18 protein-coding genes are annotated in these 15,955 nt (G+C 63.2%); 12 read left to right on the top strand and 6 right to left on the bottom strand.

Going from position 1 to position 15,955, the window contains the following annotated elements; translation table 11 throughout:
- Window positions 1-4: 4 nt before the first annotated feature.
- A complete protein-coding gene (locus tag CWB41_RS05935; RefSeq protein WP_165204059.1) occupies window positions 5-1,291 on the bottom strand; it encodes a glycosyltransferase in 1,287 nt (428 codons plus the stop codon).
- A 110-nt stretch (window positions 1,292-1,401) separates the two neighbouring features.
- Between CWB41_RS05935 and CWB41_RS05930 the strand changes: the two genes are divergently transcribed.
- Window positions 1,402-2,217: a transporter substrate-binding domain-containing protein gene (locus CWB41_RS05930; RefSeq protein ID WP_245411130.1), complete on the top strand. Its 816-nt coding sequence runs from the start codon at window positions 1,402-1,404 to the stop codon at window positions 2,215-2,217.
- A 6-nt stretch (window positions 2,218-2,223) separates the two neighbouring features.
- Here the strand turns inward: CWB41_RS05930 and CWB41_RS05925 are convergent, their stop codons facing one another.
- A complete protein-coding gene (locus tag CWB41_RS05925) occupies window positions 2,224-2,805 on the bottom strand; it encodes an SCO family protein (protein ID WP_115835136.1) in 582 nt (193 codons plus the stop codon).
- A gap of 189 nt (window positions 2,806-2,994) precedes the next feature.
- On the opposite strand from CWB41_RS05925, the gene CWB41_RS05920 reads away from it, so the two are divergent.
- From CWB41_RS05920 to mscL, 8 genes are all read left to right on the top strand, one after another.
- Window positions 2,995-3,888, top strand: coding sequence for a metal ABC transporter solute-binding protein, Zn/Mn family (locus CWB41_RS05920; RefSeq protein WP_115835137.1), 894 nt, complete (start codon window positions 2,995-2,997; stop codon window positions 3,886-3,888).
- A gap of 6 nt (window positions 3,889-3,894) precedes the next feature.
- Window positions 3,895-4,758 (top strand): metal ABC transporter ATP-binding protein, encoded by an 864-nt coding sequence (locus tag CWB41_RS05915; RefSeq protein WP_115835138.1) that lies wholly within the window; start codon window positions 3,895-3,897, stop codon window positions 4,756-4,758.
- A complete protein-coding gene (locus CWB41_RS05910) occupies window positions 4,751-5,554 on the top strand; it encodes a metal ABC transporter permease (protein WP_115835139.1) in 804 nt (267 codons plus the stop codon). Before CWB41_RS05915 ends, CWB41_RS05910 begins: the two co-directional genes overlap by 8 nt.
- Before the next feature lie 75 nt (window positions 5,555-5,629).
- Window positions 5,630-6,727, top strand: coding sequence for a CobW family GTP-binding protein (locus CWB41_RS05905; RefSeq protein WP_115835140.1), 1,098 nt, complete (start codon window positions 5,630-5,632; stop codon window positions 6,725-6,727).
- Window positions 6,727-7,734: a WD40 repeat domain-containing protein gene (locus tag CWB41_RS05900; RefSeq protein ID WP_115835141.1), complete on the top strand. Its 1,008-nt coding sequence runs from the start codon at window positions 6,727-6,729 to the stop codon at window positions 7,732-7,734. Before CWB41_RS05905 ends, CWB41_RS05900 begins: the two co-directional genes overlap by 1 nt.
- A gap of 113 nt (window positions 7,735-7,847) precedes the next feature.
- A complete protein-coding gene (locus CWB41_RS05895) occupies window positions 7,848-8,366 on the top strand; it encodes a DUF2937 family protein (RefSeq protein WP_165204040.1) in 519 nt (172 codons plus the stop codon).
- A 1-nt stretch (window position 8,367) separates the two neighbouring features.
- On the top strand, window positions 8,368-9,165 hold the full coding sequence (thiD, locus tag CWB41_RS05890; RefSeq protein WP_115835143.1) for a bifunctional hydroxymethylpyrimidine kinase/phosphomethylpyrimidine kinase: 798 nt from the start codon (window positions 8,368-8,370) through the stop codon (window positions 9,163-9,165).
- 175 nt (window positions 9,166-9,340) lie between these two features.
- Complete coding sequence (gene mscL, locus CWB41_RS05885; protein WP_115835144.1) at window positions 9,341-9,778, top strand: large conductance mechanosensitive channel protein MscL; 438 nt, start codon at window positions 9,341-9,343, stop codon at window positions 9,776-9,778.
- Window positions 9,779-9,846: 68 nt separating this feature from the next.
- Here the strand turns inward: mscL and CWB41_RS05880 are convergent, their stop codons facing one another.
- Together CWB41_RS05880 and CWB41_RS05875 are read right to left on the bottom strand one after the other, a co-directional pair.
- Window positions 9,847-10,470, bottom strand: coding sequence for a Spy/CpxP family protein refolding chaperone (locus CWB41_RS05880; RefSeq protein WP_245411131.1), 624 nt, complete (start codon window positions 10,468-10,470; stop codon window positions 9,847-9,849).
- 212 nt (window positions 10,471-10,682) lie between these two features.
- Window positions 10,683-12,491 (bottom strand): hypothetical protein, encoded by a 1,809-nt coding sequence (locus CWB41_RS05875; protein WP_115835146.1) that lies wholly within the window; start codon window positions 12,489-12,491, stop codon window positions 10,683-10,685.
- Between the two features lie 169 nt (window positions 12,492-12,660).
- Between CWB41_RS05875 and CWB41_RS05870 the strand changes: the two genes are divergently transcribed.
- Both CWB41_RS05870 and CWB41_RS05865 read left to right on the top strand, forming a co-directional pair.
- Window positions 12,661-13,089: a hypothetical protein gene (locus CWB41_RS05870; protein WP_115835147.1), complete on the top strand. Its 429-nt coding sequence runs from the start codon at window positions 12,661-12,663 to the stop codon at window positions 13,087-13,089.
- A 64-nt stretch (window positions 13,090-13,153) separates the two neighbouring features.
- Window positions 13,154-13,924 carry a LamB/YcsF family protein gene (locus CWB41_RS05865; protein WP_115835148.1) on the top strand — a complete coding sequence of 257 codons (771 nt, stop codon included), beginning with the start codon at window positions 13,154-13,156 and terminating at the stop codon, window positions 13,922-13,924.
- Here the strand turns inward: CWB41_RS05865 and CWB41_RS05860 are convergent.
- On the bottom strand, window positions 13,921-14,520 hold the full coding sequence (locus tag CWB41_RS05860; protein ID WP_115835149.1) for a sigma-70 family RNA polymerase sigma factor: 600 nt from the start codon (window positions 14,518-14,520) through the stop codon (window positions 13,921-13,923). The genes CWB41_RS05865 and CWB41_RS05860 overlap by 4 nt on opposite strands.
- Before the next feature lie 5 nt (window positions 14,521-14,525).
- Window positions 14,526-14,882 (bottom strand): NepR family anti-sigma factor, encoded by a 357-nt coding sequence (locus tag CWB41_RS05855; RefSeq protein ID WP_115835150.1) that lies wholly within the window; start codon window positions 14,880-14,882, stop codon window positions 14,526-14,528.
- 248 nt (window positions 14,883-15,130) lie between these two features.
- Here CWB41_RS05855 and CWB41_RS05850 point away from each other — a divergent pair, with 248 nt between their 5' ends.
- Window positions 15,131-15,955, top strand: a complete 825-nt coding sequence (locus CWB41_RS05850) for a response regulator (RefSeq protein ID WP_115835151.1) — start codon at window positions 15,131-15,133, stop codon at window positions 15,953-15,955.

The raw sequence follows: 15,955 nt of genomic DNA, 5'->3' as shown, positions 1-15,955 counted from the left end.
CCCGCTATGCCAGCGTGACATGCGAACGCCCTTCCGGCGTTTGCGCCATAAGACCGTGCGCCAGCCAGCCATCGCCGGTATTGTCGATCGCCAGCCGCGCCTGAAGGCAGGCGAGCCGGGACGGCGCCACGGCAAAGCGCGCCGCCGCGCGGCGAAGTTGCTGCGGATCGGGAATATCTTCGGCATCGTAGACCGCGACCAGTTCGCCGCGAACGAGAGGCAGAGCGGCGTTGAGCGCGCGCGGCTTGGTGCGCGGAAGCCCCGCCGGCACGATGATGATCTCGCTGTAAGGCGGAGCGCGGCGCAACGCCGCAAGGGTTGCGTCGTCGCCATCTTCAAGGACGAACTTCACGTCGAGCTTGGTGCGCGGATAAGCCAGCGCCTCGATCGCCGCGAGCAATTGCGGCACGATCCGCGCTTCGCGATGGAGCGCGACGACGAGCGAATAAAGCGGCAGATCGGCATCCGCCAAAGGTGAGGCTTGAGGCGCTGCCGCCGCAAGGCTGGCGGCACAGATCGACAGGCGCAACCAGAGGATCGCGAGAAATACGAAGCTCGCCAGCGCCGTGCAGATCGTCGCCGTCTCGACCGGTGCAAGCGGCGCGAAGAAAGCGGCGAGACAGGCCGCCGCGGTCAGGGCAAGAAGCTGCGGCTTGGTCATGCCATCCCGGGCACAGAGGCTGGCGTCCAACGTTTGAAGCGTAAGGCTGGCGGCATTCGCGATCTCGACGCGGGCCGCCGCGCGGGCGAGATTCGAAAGATGCGTCGGCGTGGTGATCGCAAGATTCTTGACCCGATTGGTCTGCCGCGCCGCCGCGATCAGCGCAATAATCGCCCGGCCGCGCGGCGCGGCGAGAAGGTCTGCCCCGTGCCCCCGCGCCAGCGGCGTGACACCCGCCCGAATCGCCGCCCGATAATTGACGTTGGCAGCCAAGGCGATATCGCCCTCGACGAAGCCGACGCGAAGGTGGCGCGCGAGGCAGCGATAGAAATGCGTTTCGGAAACGAGACCTTTGGCAATCAGAACCCTGTCTGCCGTGACCCCGAGCTCGCGCGCTTTCTCCGTCGCGATTGCCAAACATGCGGGCGGGACGTCATAGTGGACGAGAAAGCCGATCTCGCCCGGCCAACGCCGGGCGCCGCGCGCAGGCGAGATGGCGGACGGAAGGGATGATGGCTGATCGGATTTTGGGGCCGCGCCTGGCGCTCGCAATATCGCCAGCTTGCGCTGCGTACTGGCGGGGGCAAGGCCGCGCTCGCGCGTCTGCTCGAACCACGGCTCCGAACGCAAGCTACACGCCCCCGGCACCAATCGACGCTGCCCGGCATGCCAGCCCAAGTTACGTCGCGCCATACGTTAAACTTTGTCGGCATTTTTACAGGCTTTGCATGGCTATGGCAATGCTTACGCTTGTCCTGGCCGCGCCGGGGGCGGCATGGGCGCAAACGAGCCAGCCGGTGACGGTGCCGAATTATTTCGATCCGCAAAACCGGCTGGAGAAACCCGATCTCGGCGCAATCCATACGCTGCGGTTTTTGACCGAGGACGATTATCCGCCGTTCCACTTCGCTCTGTCGGATGGGACGCTCACCGGCTTCGACATCGACCTTGCGCGCGCGATCTGTGAGGAATTGAAAATCGCCTGCACCATTCAGGCGCGCCGGTTCGATCTCCTTACCGACGCCTTGAATAACGGCGAGGGCGATGCGCTGATCGCCTCATTGCGGATCGACGCCGCAAGCCGCGCACGTTTCGATTTCACCGCGCCCTATTACACGACCCCGGCGCGCTTCGTCGCGCGCAAGGACGCGACCTTCAAAGCGACGCCGGAGGGTCTGGCGGGCAAGAAGATCGGCGTCATCGGCGAAACGGCGCACGAGGCCTTTCTCAAAGCTTTCTTTCCGCAGATTCATCGGCAGACCTTCGCCAACCGCGGCGAGCTTTATGCCGCTCTGCAGGGCGGCCAGATCGATGCCTTTTTCGACGATGCCATCACCTCGAGCTTCTGGCTCGCGGGAACGGCGGCAGCCAATTGCTGCGCCTTCCGCGGCGGTCCCTATACCGACAGCAATTATTTCGGCGAGGGCGTCGGTATTGCGGTGAAGAAGGGCAACGACGACCTGCGCCGCGCGCTCGACTACGCGCTGGTGGAGCTCGCCCGGCGCGGCGTCTATACCGACATCTATCTCAAATATTTTCCGATCGGCTTTTATTAGGACCGATCAAAGATAGGTCTCGAGTTCCTCCGCCGCGACCAATGGCGGGCGCTCGACATCGAAGGCCGAAACGAACTGGCCCTGTTTGTCCATCAGATAGATGATCGCGGTGTGATCCATCGCGTAGCCTTTGCCGTCCGCCGACGGCGCCTTGCGGGCATAGACGCGATATTCCTTCTCGACGGCATCGATCTGCGCCGGCGTGCCCGTGAGGCCAACGATGCGCGAATCGAAACTCGCCAGATATTGCTTGAGCACCGGCGCGGTGTCGCGCTCCGGATCGACGGTGATGAACAGAACCTTGAGCGGCTTGTCCGTCCCCGCCGCCTTCAGCATCTGCGACAGCTGAAAAAGCTCGGTCGGGCAGATGTCCGGACAATGCGTATAGCCGAAGAAGACCAGAAAGGGACGGCCCTTGAAATCGGCGTCGGTCAGCTCGCCGCCGTTTGACGATTGAAGCCGGAACGGGCCGCCGATGGAGGCGACGGGTGCCCCCGCCTGCTTCGAAATCGTCATGAACGTGCCGATCCCGACGCCGGCAAAGCCGATGAGAAGGATCGCGAAGGGGAGCAGAAGGCGGCGTGACATAGGTTTGAGCTAGCGGAAAACTCGGGCGATAAAAAGTCTTATCAGGCGTTCTCGGCAGGGGTCTTTGCGCACGCAGCGGGGCAGCAAATCCGGGCGGCCATAACGCGATCGTGATGGCGGCGCCGCCCGAAGATTGCCATAAACGTTATATTATTACATAACCCGTTCCGTCCACATGAGGTTCCCCATATGTCGTTCCCCCGCGCGATCACGGCGCATCGCAGAAAGCTCTCGTTCCTTCTCGCAGTCGCCGGCCTGGCGCTGACATCGGCGCTGGCGCAGGCCGCGCCGGTTCCGGTCGTCGCCGCGGAAAATTTCTACGGCAATGTCGCCAAGCAGATCGGCGGCGGCGATGTGGCCGTCACGAGCATCCTCAGCAATCCCGACGAGGACCCGCATCTTTTCGAGGCGAGCCCTTCGGTCGCACGCGCCATCTCCGGGGCGAAAATCGTTATCGCCAGCGGCGCCGATTACGACCCCTGGGTGCAGAAACTGCTCGCCGCCGCCAAGAGCCCCGACCGCAAGGTGATCGTCGTGGCCGACCTCGCGGGCAAGAAGTCCGGCGATAACCCGCATATCTGGTACGACATCGATACCGTCACCGCCTTCGCCAAGGCGTTCACCGCCGATCTCGGCGCGATCGACCCGGCGCATAAGGCCGATTACACCGCCCGTCTGGCGCAATTCGAGGACTCGCTGAAGCCGATCCGCGCCAAAATCGCTGAACTGCATGCCCGTCTCGCTGGCCGCGCTGTCACCGCGACAGAACCCGTCTTCGGCTACATGCTCGACGCGCTCGGGCTGACGAGCCGCAACCAGGGCTTCCAGATCGCGGTCATGAACAATACCGAGCCGAGCGCCTCGGATGTCGCGGGCTTCGAGGACGATCTGAAAAACCACAAAGTTGTCTTGTTAGTATATAACAGTCAGGCATCGGACCCGATCGCCGAGCGGATGGAGAAACTGGCGAAGCAATCGGGCGTGCCTGTCATCGGCGCGACCGAGACCGAACCGCTCGGCGTCGCCTATCAGCAATGGATGTCGAACGAGCTCGATGCGGTCGATCACGCTCTGGCAAAGTAGAGGTTCATGAACGCCATCGAGCTGCGCGATGTGACCCTGGCCCTCGGCGGGCGCACCATCCTGGCGAACATCAGCCTGGACATTCCCGCCGGCCAATTCATCGGCGTTCTGGGGCCGAATGGTTCCGGCAAGACCACATTGATGCGGGCCATCCTTGGCCTGCTGGCGCCAAAGTCGGGCACGCTACGCGTGCTCGGCGAGCCGGCGACGCGCGGCAATCCGAAAATCGGCTATCGCCCGCAGACGGCGGGTAATATGACGACGCTACAGATCAGCGGCTGGGATTTCGTCGCCAGCGTCGCCGATGGCTATCGCCTCGGCCTGCCGATCCTGAGCCCCGCCGCCCGCGCCGAGGTGCAGCAAGCGCTCGCGCGTGTCGGCGCTGAAAAGCTTGCCCCGCGGCCGCTCGGTGAACTCTCCGGCGGCGAGCGCCAGCGCCTGCTGCTGGCGCAGGCACTCATCGGCGACCCCAAATTGCTGCTTCTCGACGAGCCGTTGATCAGCCTCGACCCCCGCCGTCAGGGGGAAGTCGTTGAATTGGTGAAGAAACTGCAGCACGAGTTCGCCATTACCGTTCTGTTCAGCGCACATGAATTGAATCCGCTGCTCAATGCCATCGATCAGGTGCTCTATCTCGGCAGCGGCCAAGCGGCGCTCGGCCCAGTCGCGGAGGTGATTACGCCGCCGGTCCTCTCCAAGCTCTATGGCTCGCCCATCGACGTCATCCAGGTGCAGGGCCGCATTTTCGTGATGTCCGGCAGCCACGATGTCGAGGCCGACGCGCATCGGCATGAACATGGCCATGCGCACGGCCACTCCCATGACGATCATACCCATGCACACGCGCGCGAAGAGTCGTCGCATGTTTGAATATGATTTCATGCGCAACGCCTTCGCCGCCGCGACCGTCGTCGCCATCGTTTCCGGCATCGTCGGCTATTTTCTCGTGCTGCGCGGGCAGACCTTCGCCGGCCATGCGCTCGCCCATGTCGGCTTCACCGGGGCGACGGGCGCCGTCCTCATCGGCGCGTCTCCCCTCTGGGGTCTCGTCACGATGACAGTGGTCGCCGGTGTTCTGATGGGATTTATGGGCGAACGGCTGGCGCAGCGGGATGTCGCGATCGGCCTTGTGCTCGCCTTCGCGCTGGCGCTCGGCCTTCTCTTCCTGCACTTTTTCACCAGTTTCGCGACCCATGCGACGGCGCTGCTCTTCGGCAACGTGCTCGCGGTCGATCCGGGGACGGTCGTCATCCTGCTCGGGCTCGGCGCCGTCTGCCTCGGTACGCTCGCGGTCATCTCGCGGCCGCTGCTGTTCGCCAGTCTCCAACCCGAACTCGCGGAGGCCAAGGGCGTCTCGCTGCAACTTTATGGCGTGATCTTCCTCGCCATCGTCGCTTTGGCGACGGCCGAATGCGCTCAGATCGTCGGCGTCCTGCTGGTCTTCGCCCTGATGGTCGGACCGGCGGCGGCGGCCCAAAAGCTGGTCAACGGCGTCGCTGCCGGCGTCCTGCTCTCGGCGGGACTGGCGCTTGTGGAAGCCTGGGGCGGGATCACCCTCGCCTATTATACCGATTGGCCGACGAGCTTCTGGATAACCGCGCTCAGCACGCTTATCTATCTCCTCGCCACGGCGCCTAGCCAGATCCGCGCCTGGCAGACGGCCTGACCCCTATTCTCGCCACGATGCGAGCTAGAGTCCGGCCGCTCTTGTCTGCAAGATCAATCCCTCCCGGAGTTTGGCATGGCCGAAAAAATTCCCGTCACCGTGCTCACCGGCTATCTCGGCGCCGGCAAGACGACGCTGCTCAACCGCATCCTGAGCGAGCCGCACGGCAAGAAATTCGCCGTCATCGTCAATGAATTCGGGGAGATCGGCATCGACAACGACCTCGTCGTCGGCGCCGACGAGGAAATCTTCGAGATGAACAATGGCTGCATCTGCTGCACGGTGCGCGGCGATCTGATCCGCATCATCGAGGGGCTGATGAAGCGCAAGGGCAAGTTCGACGCCATCATCGTCGAGACGACCGGCCTCGCCGATCCCGCCCCCGTGGCACAGACCTTCTTCGTCGATGCCGATGTGCAGGAGGCAGCGCGTCTCGATGCCGTCGTCACCGTCGCCGACGCCAAATGGCTGTCCGAGCGTCTGAAGGACGCGCCGGAGGCCAAGAACCAGATCGCCTTCGCCGATGTCATCCTGCTCAACAAATCCGATACCGTGAGCAAGGACGAACTGGCCGAGGTGGAGGCGCGCATCCGCGCTATCAACCCCTATGCCAAACTGCACCGGACGGTGAACTGCGCCGTGCCGCTCGACGCCGTGCTCGGCCGCAACGCCTTCGATCTCGACCGCATCCTCGAAATCGAGCCGTCCTTCCTCGAAACCGAGGACGAGGACGACCATCACCATCACGGCCACGATCATCATCACGGTCACGACCATGATCATGAACATCATGAGCATGAGCACCACGCCCACGATCATGACCACGCGAACCACGAGAGCCATGAGCACAAGCACGGCCTCAAGCATTATCACGACGAGGAGATGCAATCGGTCGCCTTGTCCCTCGACGGCGATGTCGATCCCGAGAAATTCCTGCCCTGGCTCAACGATTACATCCAGAAGGAAGGGCCTTCGATCCTGCGTTCCAAAGGCATCCTCGCCTTCAAGAACGAACCCAAGCGCTTCGTCTTTCAGGGCGTGCATATGATGCTCGATGGCGACGTGCAGCGCGAATGGCGGCCGGACGAAAAGCGAACAAGCCGCGTCGTCTTCATCGGCCGGCATTTGAAGGAAGACGAAATCCGTCAGGGCTTTCTGGCCTGCGCCGCATAATGGCCGAGACGGCAACCTCCCTTACCGAGCGCGTGACGCCGCTCGCCGCCGACGCGCATGTCACCGCGGCGGCCTTTCTCGGGCCGGTCGCGGTGCTGGCGCTCGGCGACGGCACGGCCCTGTGGCATGGCGCGGGCGGCGATACGCGCATCCCGCTGCATGAAGACGGCGCTATTCTCGTCGCGGCGCTCGCCGGCAAAAGGCTTCTCACCGGCGGTGACGACGGCCGCATCGTCGCACTCGCCGCCGATGGCACACGGGAAGAAATTCATTCCGAAAAGGGCAAGTGGATCGACGCGCTCGCCGGGCGCGACGACGGCGCACTCGCCTGGTCCTCCGGCAAGCAGGTCTTCGCCCGCGATGCGCACGGCGCGCTGAAGAATTTCACCGCGCTGTCTTCCGTACGCGGCCTTGCCTTCGCGCCCAAGGGCTACCGGCTTGCAATCGCCCATTACAATGGCGCGACGCTCTGGTTTCCCAACGTCGCGGCGGCGCCCGAAGTCCTCAGCTGGAAGGGCGCGCATCTCGACACGGCGTTCTCGCCGGACGGGCGTTTTCTCGTCACTTCGATGCAGGAGAATGCGCTGCACGGCTGGCGGCTCGCCGACAAACGCGACATGCGCATGTCGGGCTACCCGGCGAAGACCCGTTCCCTCTCCTGGTCCAGCGACGGCCATTGGCTGGCGACGTCCGGCGCCGAGGCCTGCATCGTCTGGCCGTTCAAGGACAAGGACGGACCAATGGGCAAACAGCCGCGTGAATGCGGCGTGCGGCGTGCGAAAGTCTCGCGCGTCGCCTGCCACCCGAAGGCGCTGGTCGTCGCGATCGGCTACGAGGACGGCTGGGTTCTCCTCTGCCGCATGACCGATGGCGCCGAAATTCTGGTGCGCCGGACGGAGGCAGGAACGCAAGACCCGGTCACCGCGCTCGCCTGGGACGAGACCGGACGCCATCTCCTCTTCGGCACCGGCGAAGGTGCGGCCGGCCTGCTCGAAATGCCGGCCTGATCGCATACCCGCAGGCGATGCCCTATAATCATGCGGTCCGGTTCAGCATCGGACCGAAAAGCGCGAAGTGGTTTTCGGACAAATCCGATGCTGTCCGCCCCAACGGAGCCCGCATGATCATCGGCCGCTTTGCCCTGTTCTTCGCCTTTATTTTCGGCCTGGCCGCGACGCAGGCGCCGGAATTCTGGCAGCAATACAAGCAGCGGCTTGGCGGCGCCATCGACGAGCTTGCCGCCATCGTCACCCAGTTCGACACGGACGCCACCGCCCAGCACCTGACGCAGGCGCAGGCCATCGCCCGCCTCGAATCCGACCCCGACCCGCTGGCACAAGGGCGCGGCGTCGAGATCCAGCATCTTATCGACCGGCTGGCGAAGCTGCGCCATGCCGCCGCCGCCTTCGACGCACCGAATGTCGGCGCCAAATGGGTCGCGCTCGCCGAAACCTTCGATCCGCAAATCGCCGAGCGCGCCTACGAAGCTTATGAGCCGGCCATTCCGACGACGCCGGATGGCTTCATCTCCGGCATTATTGGCTTTGTCATCGGCGGCGGATTGGTGCATCTCATCGGCCTGCCGATCCGCCATCGCAAGAAACTCTTTCGCCGCCGCAATGCCCCCGTCGAAGCCTGACATGACCGCGAACGTGCTTTCCATTGCCGGCTTCGATCCCTCGGGCGGCGCCGGCGTGCTCGCCGACATCAAGACCTTCGCCGCCCTGCGTTGCTATGGCGTCGCCGCGATCACCGCTCTGACGGCGCAGAATACGCAGGGCGTGCATGCGCTCATGCCGGAACCGCCGGAATTTCTCGCGGCACAGATCGACGCGCTTTTCGTCGATATCGAAATCGCGGCGGTGAAGATCGGCATGCTGGCGACAGCCGCCAATGTCGAGACGGTCGCGGAAAAGCTCGCGGCCTATCGGCCGGCGCATGTCGTTCTCGACCCCGTGCTCGCGGCCTCGCATGGCGAAACCCTCGCCGAAACGGACCTTGGCCAGGCCATCCTGCGCCGCCTCGCACCGCTCGTGACTTTGGTGACGCCAAATCTAGGGGAAGCCGCGCAGCTCACGGGCACGGCGGAACTTACCTCGGTCGCGAAGATGGAAGCTGCTGCGGCGCAGCTCCATCAAGCCGGGTTCAAGAACGTACTGGTCAAAGGCGGCCATCTGCCGAGCCGCGAAACCATCGATGTCTTTTACGACGGCGCCGGCTATCAGCATTTCCGCGCACCGCGCGTCGCGACGAAGAATACGCATGGCACGGGCTGCACGCTCTCTTCCGCCATCGCTGCCGGTCTTGCAAAGGGGCTGGACCTGCCAGCCGCGATCGAAACCGCCAAGGCCTATGTGAGCCGAAGTCTCGAAGCGGCCAATGAACTCAGCGTCGGCCACGGCCCCGGCCCGCTGCAGCACTTCAGCGGCCTTTGGTAATCCGGCCCGCGCCCCGGACGAGGCGCAAAGGGGATGTAAAGCATGTGCGGTTTGGTACATAAGAATGCGCCGTCATTTTGAATCTAGATTTGTAGCGTGGGCTTTTAACGGCCAAGTCAACGCCCCGGAGCGCAATTGATCGCTCCGGCCGATTTTTGAAAAAGGGGGTCAAAGAATGAGCGTGTTGAAGGAATTTCGCGAGTTCGCGATGCGGGGCAATGTCGTCGATCTCGCCATCGGTGTGATCATCGGCGCGGCCTTTGGCAAAATCGTCGATTCGCTCGTCAACGACGTCATCATGCCGGTCATTGGCGCGATCGCCGGCGGCCTCGATTTCTCCAATTATTTCCTGCCGCTCTCGCACAATGTCACGGCGCATGTCCTGGGCGACGCGAAGAAGGAAGGCGCGGTTCTCGCCTGGGGCAATTTCGCGACAATCGTGCTGAACTTTCTGATCGTCGCCTTCGTGCTCTTCCTCGTCGTGCGCGGCATCAATGTTCTGCGCACCCGGTTCGCCAAGGAAGAAGAGAAGAAGGAAGCGGCGGCGCCGCCGACGCGCGAGGAAGTCCTGCTTGAAGAGATCCGCGATCTGCTGGCCAAACAAGCCAAGTAAAATGCACCGCTGACGATCAGACGGCCCCGCATCCCCTTCTGACGCGAGGAGACGGGGTCGTATTTCAATCAGTGGTCTTCATTATCGGGACCATCGCTATCCTGGTCATGGTCCATCTCCATTCCGTGATGATGCTCGTCCTCCTCATGCCAATCGCCATCGCGGTCATCGTGATCGACCGCGTCATGCCAGTTGAACATGTGACCGCACATGAAATGAAAACGCCCCGCATGCAGAAGGAACGGCAGGCGATGTTTTTGATCATCGTTGAGCGCGGCATAAAGCGGCGCTGCTGCATCGGCGAGCTTTTTCAGGGCTTCGCCGCGCGCGACCGTATTCGTTCCGATCCGCTGTAGCCACGCGACCGGATCAGCAGGGCGAGGCTCGTTGCGCCGCTCAGCGCGTTGCGCAGCGATGACCTTGTGCGTGTCGCGCAAAGCGCTTTCGAAGGGTGGCCAAAGCTTCTCCTGCTCCGGTGTCAGCGTGAGCCCTGCATGAAGCGCAGCGATCCGTGCTTCGAGGAAGGCCGCACGATCGGCATCTGTGAGTTTGGTGTTATCCGAAGATTCCGGCATTGCGTGCTCGGCAGGCGCTACGTCGACCGGATCGGCGCTGGCGTTAATCGCCATGGACGTGAGGCCCGCACCGACAACGCCGGCAAGTGCGAGAACGAGTGGTAAGCGCGATTTCATGATCAATCTCCCCATCGACTCGAAATCGATTGGGCAGAGCTAGGCCCACCGGCTGGTGCCTTCAAATTAAGCTTTGGCAATCTTGTCCTGCGGTGCGGACCGCTGCTGATTTCTCGAAAATTTCGCAAAGTACATTTCGCAAAGAACGTCTTTCAATATGCTGGAGCAGCGTATCTTTCACGGTCGGCGGCATTCGGCCGCTAAAAGTCCGCCTACGGCTTCATCACAAAGACTTGATACGCGCCGCCGTGTGACAATGGTGCGAGCCACGCCGGCAATGTTCCGGCGACGATCTGCGCGGCGAGCGAATCGGGCGCGCGCTTTGCAAGCCCTGCAAATTCGCCAAGCCCCGCGCATTGCACGACATAGGTGACCTTCGCGCTCGATAGAATGTCGTGCGCGCGCGAAGGCCTGGCGAGAAGCGCGTCGAGCACGATGCGATTGCCGTGATTGTCGCGATGATAAGGCGCCGCAAGCACCGAGTGCGGCGTGAGCGCGAGAATGTGTGAACCAGCATCGATCGGCCCGGCGACGAGCCCCGGCGGAAGCCGCGCCAGATCGGCGAAGGCCGATGTTGCCAGACAGGCGTCGCGCCTATCCGCCGTTTTGGCGCCCAAAGCCGGCGTGGCAAGCGCCCAGCCGATCGAGGAGAACGGCAACACGAGCAGAAAGGCGAGTGAAGCTGCCTCGCGCCATCGCGTCGTCTTCGAATAATCTTTTAGCCGCACGATCCCCCAGGCGCCGCCCAGCAGCGCGAGCGGCGTTGCGAAAGCTATCATGCGGATTTGCCAGAAGCTCAGCAGCAGACCGGCGCTCGCCATCGCCGCGACGACGCCCCAACGCAGACGCGCGAGCCCATGCGTGCGCCAGACGGCGACAAGGGTTGCCGCCACGCCCAGGATGATCGGCATGGAGAGCGTCAGAGCCGGAATCGGCCGCAGAAGCGCAAAGCGCGCAAGCGGGAGCGCCTCTTCGACATGCTTGAGCCAGATGTCACGCAGCAGCGGGTCGATGCCGCTATAGGGATCGACGAAACAGCCCGGCCGGATCGCGGCGGCGGCGGCGAGCACGGCGCCCCCCGCCAGCGCCGCACCCGCGAGCCTTAGCGGCCATCGCGGTAGCCGGGGCGATACAAGGCCGAGCAGCACCAGCACGGCAGCGCCGGCAAGGCCGGGCACAAGATAGGTGCGCGAGAAGGCGTCACAACTGTCATCGGACCAATGCGCGTTGCCGATCGTCGCGAAGAAGACGATGGGCAGAGTCACGCCCAGCCCGAGACCGAAGGCGATCATCTGTTTGCGCAAGCCATCGCCAAGGCCGATCCACAGCAGGACAGCGGCTGCCATTAAGACGACGACGAACGGAAGATTCTCGAGGCTGATCGCGAGCGAACCGGCGGCGAGCGCGCCCGCGACCGCAGCGCGGCGGGCGAGGGCCTGATCGAGCGCATCGACAAAACTGCCGACCATGAAAACGAGCAGCACGACCTGCGCCGCCGAATGGGTGATGCGGCCGGGCTGGAATTGGCCGAAGACCGCGCCGCTGAGCAGCACCAGGATGAGCGCGGGGAGGATGCCCTCGACGCCGATAAGCCGGCGCGCCAAATGCGCAACCCCGGCATAGAGCAAAGTCAGCAGGAGCAGCGGAAAAACGATGCGCGTCGCCCGCTCGGCATCGCCGGCGGACATGAAGAGTTCGAAAAACCGGATCAGAAGCGCGAGTGGCGCGTCGATCAACCGCGACCAATGCATGAAGACGCCTTGCGGCGGATCGAGCCGGGCGGCGGTGAGATCAAACCAGTTCTGGCCGTTGAGAAGTGCCCGCACCTCGACGAGCTGCATCGCATCGTCGGAGTCGAAGAACGTGCTCTTCCGCCACACGCTCGAAATGCTGGCGGCGGAAACCACCGCGCTGAGGCCCGAACAGATGGCTATCAACAGCCATGCGGGAAGCGGCCGCTGTGTGCGGCCGCGTGAATGCTGCGCCGTGGCAAATCCGGTCGTCGTATCGGTGCTCGACACAAGGGCTCCAGCGCTCAAGCCCGGCAAGGGCCTGCGCGTCTTATGGCGGAGAACCTTTTATGTCCCGTTACGGCCATCGCCGCCCTTTTAAGGTTAATCGGTTCTTAAGCGACCTCGGCATTCAATGCGCCGCGCTCCTTTCGGCGCCAGCGAATGCCCAAGGAGCCTCATGCAGCCGATCCGGCAGCCGTCCTTCAGCGATATTCTCGAAGACCTGGCGCTCGATCCGCACGCGGCGGACGATCTCGGCGAGGCGGCACCGGCGGCATCGAGCCCGGACTGGCTGTTCCGCGTCTTCGTCGCAGCGGCTGAAGATATTGCCGGCGATCCGCAAGACCCGCGCACCGCCTATCACGAAACCGGAGAAGAAGAGCCGCCGCTTCTCCTCTCGCTGAACGATGAAGAGCGCATCATCGCGGAACTCGAACTCGAGTCGGCACGAACTCTCGACGACCTCGCGCGCATCCGCCGTGCCTTCGCGCGCCGCAACCATCCCGATCTGATGCTGCATCCCCGGCTTGCCGAGCAGGCAACGGCGCGGATGAAGATCGCCAATATGCTGATCGACCGTCGGCGCAAGGAACTCACCCGGCGCTAGAGCCATAAAAGTCGAGCGCGCCGGGCCGCTTGTTCCGCCGCTGCGGGCGTGCATTCATGCGCGCATGCGAAGCATCGACCTGAATTGCGATTGCGGCGAGAGCTACGGTGCCTATGTGATGGGCGACGACGCCGCCATGCTGGAGATCGTCACCAGCGCCAATGTGGCCTGCGGCTTCCACGGCGGCGACCCCGAGGTGATGGCCCGCACTTTCGGGCTGGCGAAGAAAAAGGGCGTCGCTGTCGGCGCGCATCCGGGCTTTCCCGACCTTTGGGGTTTCGGCCGGCGGCGGCTGCCGTTTTCGGCGGCGGAAATCGAGCGGCTCGTTGCCTATCAGATCGGCGCGGCGCAAGCGCTCGCCGCCTATGCGGGCCACAAGATCACGCATGTGAAACCGCACGGCGCCCTGAGCAATATCGCCGCCGAGGAGCGCGAGATCGCGGAGGCGATCGCGCGCGCAACCAGGATCGTCGATCCGCAGCTTGTCTTTCTCGCCATTGCCGGCACGGAACTCGAGCGTGCGGGCGCGACGGCGGACCTCGCTGTCGCGCGCGAAATATTCGCTGATCGTGGCTATAGCGACGATGGTCAGCTTCTGCCGCGCGGGCAGGACGGCGCCGTGCTGCATGATCCGCAGGTCATCGCCAAGCGGGTATTGGACATGGTGGAAGAAAGCGCGGTGATCGCCACATCCGGCAAGCGACTGCCGACGCAGATTGATTCGATCTGCGTGCATGGCGATACGCCAGGCGCCGTCGCGATCGCTGCTATGGTGCGAAAAGAACTTGCCGCGGCTGGCGTCAGCCTGCGGGCCTTCGTCAAGCCTGCGGGTTAATCGCTACCGGTCTTCGGCAATTGATGGCCGGCGGTCGCGGGATCGGTGGCCTGCCAATTCTCCGAATGGCCGAATTCGCTCGTCGAATGGATCGACAGGAGGTTGGCGAGCCGGTTACGCGCCCGGTTGACGCGGCTCTTCATCGTGCCAACGGCACAGCCGCAAATCTCCGCCGCTTCTTCATAGGCAAGCCCCGAGACGCCGATAAGGATTAGCGCCTCGCGCTGGTCGTTCGGCAATTGCTGCAAGGCGTCGTGGAGATCGCAGAGGTCCATATGGCCGTTCTGCGCCGGCGCGGTGGCAAGTCTGATCGCCATCGCGCCATCGGGATCGGGAACCTCGCGGCGGCGCTTGCGATATTCGGAATAATAGAAATTCCGCAGGATGGTGAAGAGCCAGGCCGGCAGGTTGGTGCCCTCGACGAAGGAATCGAGATTTCCCCACGCCTTGACGAGCGTCTCTTGAACGAGGTCGTCCGCCCGGTCCGGATTGCCGCATAGAGAAACCGCAAAGGCCCGCAGATTCGGAATGACGGAAATCAGCTCCGCCTTGACCTGCGCGCTAACCGGCTTGTGGCCGGCGCTTTCGCTCGGCATTCCTGTCACTTGCGCTCCTTCTTCGCCGGCTTTCCGGCTTGGGCCTCATGCTCGCCCGCTTCGAGTTGCGCCAGAAGATCGAGGAAGCGCTCGGGCACCGGCTGGGAGGCGACCGAATTGTATATGGACGCCAAGCGGTGGCCGATGAGGTCGACCATTTCGGGATTGGGCGGACCCTTGGCCTTGCGGCCTACGGGCAAGACGCTGATATCGGCGGAAAATTGAGCATCACCGTTGGTGTCCTTCGTTTTGGCACGCAGCTTCTCAATTCGGCCCGAGGTCGATGCATCTGTATTTTTCGTTTTGATTTCAATGGGTTTTGTCACTGGTGCGCCCCTGTAGAGGTTCTCGTCCTGATCCATCGTGCCAACTCGGCCAAATCAGTGGACCGTCCCGCCCCCACGCGGACAACCCGGTTGCAATTTCAAACTTTCGCCACTGGCTAATGCATTTCTGCTGGCGACGTCTTACCTGTAAAGCCAGTTTTGGGCAGGCTTGCGCCCGCCGATGCATAACGTAATGTTTTGGCGAAGGTTCCTTTCAATTGGAACCAAATTTCTCCTGAGACATTAGATTCTAGCCTGAGCTCGTCAGTGCTTAAGGAGGAAAGATGTCCGTCTCGAACGCCATTTCCGCGCATGTTCCCTACTTACGTCGCTTTTCCCGCGCGCTGACGGGAACGCAGGCGGGCGGCGACGCCTATGTTCTGGCAACTTTGGAAACCCTCGTTGCTGAACCCGGCACTCTGGAGGACACAGCGGATCTGCGCGTTGACCTCTATCGGCTCTTCCTCAAGGTCTGGGAATCGACCCCCATCAATGGCTACGTCGATGAAGCACCGTTTTCCGCCGACGAAAAAGGCGCACAGCGCAATCTCGAGGCGATTCCGACCGAGCCGCGCATCGCCTTCCTCCTCAGCGCGCTCGAAAATTTCAATGTCGAGGAGGTCGCCCACATCCTCGACTGTTCGAGCGAAGCGGCCGCCGGCCTCATCGATCGAGCCGGCAAGGAGATTTCCAAGCAGATCCGCACCGATGTGCTGATCATCGAAGACGAGCCGCTGATCGCCATCGATATTCAGATGCTGGTGGAAGAGCTCGGCCATCGTGTCGTCGCCATCGCCCGTACCCGCGACGAGGCCATCGCGGCGGCGAAATCCGGTCCCCCGGGCCTGATTCTCGCCGACATCCAGCTCGCGGACGGCAGCTCCGGCCTCGACGCCGTGAACCAGATTCTCAGCAACTTCGAGTTGCCGGTGATTTTCATCACCGCCTATCCGGAGCGGTTCCTGACCGGCACGCCGCCGGAACCGGCTTTTCTCATCACCAAGCCGTTCGGCATCGACAGTTTGAAAGCCGTGATCAGCCAGGCGCTCTTCTTTGATCGCAGATCCTATCGCAAGGCGCCGCCGGATCAAAAAGCTGCTTTGGTCTGA

The organism is Methylovirgula ligni (assembly GCF_004135935.1).
GTDB lineage: Bacteria > Pseudomonadota > Alphaproteobacteria > Rhizobiales > Beijerinckiaceae > Methylovirgula > Methylovirgula ligni.
This window is presented reverse-complemented; position numbering and strand designations above follow the sequence as displayed.

Coding starts and splice junctions, on each gene's coding strand:
- CWB41_RS05930 (WP_245411130.1), top strand. CDS start 1,402: ATGCTTACGCTTGTCCTGGCCGCGCCGGGGGCGGCATGGGCGCAAACG.
- CWB41_RS05925 (WP_115835136.1), bottom strand. CDS start 2,805: ATGTCACGCCGCCTTCTGCTCCCCTTCGCGATCCTTCTCATCGGCTTT.
- CWB41_RS05920 (WP_115835137.1), top strand. CDS start 2,995: ATGTCGTTCCCCCGCGCGATCACGGCGCATCGCAGAAAGCTCTCGTTC.
- CWB41_RS05915 (WP_115835138.1), top strand. CDS start 3,895: ATGAACGCCATCGAGCTGCGCGATGTGACCCTGGCCCTCGGCGGGCGC.
- CWB41_RS05910 (WP_115835139.1), top strand. CDS start 4,751: ATGTTTGAATATGATTTCATGCGCAACGCCTTCGCCGCCGCGACCGTC.
- CWB41_RS05905 (WP_115835140.1), top strand. CDS start 5,630: ATGGCCGAAAAAATTCCCGTCACCGTGCTCACCGGCTATCTCGGCGCC.
- CWB41_RS05900 (WP_115835141.1), top strand. CDS start 6,727: ATGGCCGAGACGGCAACCTCCCTTACCGAGCGCGTGACGCCGCTCGCC.
- CWB41_RS05895 (WP_165204040.1), top strand. CDS start 7,848: ATGATCATCGGCCGCTTTGCCCTGTTCTTCGCCTTTATTTTCGGCCTG.
- thiD (WP_115835143.1), top strand. CDS start 8,368: ATGACCGCGAACGTGCTTTCCATTGCCGGCTTCGATCCCTCGGGCGGC.
- mscL (WP_115835144.1), top strand. CDS start 9,341: ATGAGCGTGTTGAAGGAATTTCGCGAGTTCGCGATGCGGGGCAATGTC.
- CWB41_RS05880 (WP_245411131.1), bottom strand. CDS start 10,470: ATGAAATCGCGCTTACCACTCGTTCTCGCACTTGCCGGCGTTGTCGGT.
- CWB41_RS05870 (WP_115835147.1), top strand. CDS start 12,661: ATGCAGCCGATCCGGCAGCCGTCCTTCAGCGATATTCTCGAAGACCTG.
- CWB41_RS05865 (WP_115835148.1), top strand. CDS start 13,154: ATGCGAAGCATCGACCTGAATTGCGATTGCGGCGAGAGCTACGGTGCC.
- CWB41_RS05860 (WP_115835149.1), bottom strand. CDS start 14,520: ATGCCGAGCGAAAGCGCCGGCCACAAGCCGGTTAGCGCGCAGGTCAAG.
- CWB41_RS05855 (WP_115835150.1), bottom strand. CDS start 14,882: ATGGATCAGGACGAGAACCTCTACAGGGGCGCACCAGTGACAAAACCC.
- CWB41_RS05850 (WP_115835151.1), top strand. CDS start 15,131: ATGTCCGTCTCGAACGCCATTTCCGCGCATGTTCCCTACTTACGTCGC.